Origin of the sequence: Mesobacillus sp. (assembly GCF_049588175.1) — a bacterium.
Taxonomy (GTDB): domain Bacteria; phylum Bacillota; class Bacilli; order Bacillales; family Cytobacillaceae; genus Mesobacillus.
In genome coordinates this window covers 1-1663 of sequence record NZ_JBAVFI010000226.1, presented here as the reverse complement: position 1 = coordinate 1663, position 1663 = coordinate 1, and the positions used below count along the sequence as shown (strand labels likewise).

The 1663-nt window shown below is 46.2% G+C and carries 1 protein-coding gene; it reads right to left on the bottom strand.

What is annotated here, in order from left to right:
• Positions 1-1349 (bottom strand): dihydropyrimidinase (gene hydA, locus WB217_RS05635; RefSeq protein ID WP_423991461.1); only part of this gene is annotated, 1349 nt, incomplete at its 3' end.
• Positions 1350-1663: the final 314 nt, after the last annotated feature.

Genomic DNA, 1663 nt, shown 5'->3' with positions numbered 1-1663 from the left:
CCGGCCCCTGGCTTTCCAACGAAGGTTTTATCTCGGACAACAAACTCTCCTCGAGATAAAACAGATACAGGCTCTCCTGTTACCTTCATACCTTCAAACGCACTATAATCGACTGCCAAGTGGTGTGTCTCCGCAGAAATCGTTCTCTCTACTGTCGGGTCAAAAATCACGATGTCGGCATCTGATCCAACAGCAATCGTACCTTTCTTAGGATACAAGCCAAACAGCTTTGCCGCTCTTGTTGAAGTCACATCAACGAATTGGTTAAGCGAGATTCTTCCCTTCAGCACTCCCTCTGAGAACATAATCGAAACGCGATCCTCGACGATTGGCCCTCCATTTGGAATTTTGGAGAAATCGCCTCTGCCAAGCTCCTTCTGCCCTTTAAAATCGAACGAGCATTGGTCTGAACCCACTGTTTGAAGCTGACCTGTCTTCAGGGCGTTCCATAACACATCCTGGTTCCACTTTTCGCGCAGCGGCGGTGACCAGACATACTTAGCCCCTTCGAATTCCGGCTTTTCCAGATAGGATTGATCGAGCACCAAATACTGTGGACACGTTTCTCCCCATACTTCGATTCCCTTATTTCTCGCTTCGGCAATCTTTCTAGAAGCATCTGCACAGGAAACGTGAACAACATACAGCTGTGATTTTGCCAAGCCAGTAAATGTCGCAGCACGTTCTGTTGCTTCTCCTTCGATCTCCGCAGGTCTCGTTAACGCATGATAAATCGGGTCGGTGTTACCCTGTGCCAGCGCCTGCTTCGTGAGATATTCAATGACATCGCCATTTTCGGCATGAACCATAACGAGCGCCCCAAGGTCCTTAGCGGCCAGCAACGTTTTAAACAGGGTTTCATCGTCAGCCTGCAAGACATTTTTATAAGCCATGAACACCTTGAACGAGGTAATTCCCTCTTCATCAATGACGGCTGGAAGCTGGTTCAGTACATCATCATTGATTTCACCAATCATCAAGTGGAAGCCGTAATCAATCACCGACTTCTCCTTCGACTTGGCGTGCCATGTATCAATCGCATCCTGTAACGGAACACCCTTATTCGTTAAGCAAAAATCAATAACCGTCGTCGTTCCGCCAAATGCTGCGGCAATCGTACCCGTTTCAAAATCATCCTTCGTAACCGTCCCGCCGAACGGCATATCAAAATGAGTATGCGGGTCGACACCGCCAGGGAACACATAGCATCCCTTCGCATCGACAACCTCCGCTCCGTGCGCTGAAAGGTTCTCGCCAATTAAGCTGATGACACCATTTTCAATTAAAATATCCGCCACGTAAGTATCCGTTGCTGTAACGACTGTTCCGTTTTTTATTACCTTTTTCATGTGTTCTCCTCCTTTTGTAAAAGCTGTTTCACTTTTTATCACAATGACCAATTCGGGTCACAGAAAATCATTTTCTTTTACCCTTTATAAGCCAAGCTGCCTTTTCCGGTTAAAACATCCTCGATTCTGTTACCCTTTTTTAACTAGAGCAGACAATTCCGGTAACAGAAATCTAATTTCTGTTCCCCTTTTTAAACACAACGACCAATTTGGGTCACATAAAACTCATTTCTGTTCCCCTTTTTAAGCAAAGCTGCCATTCCGGTAAATACATCCTCGATTCTGTTCCCCTTTTTAAGCCCCGAAGCCTACTC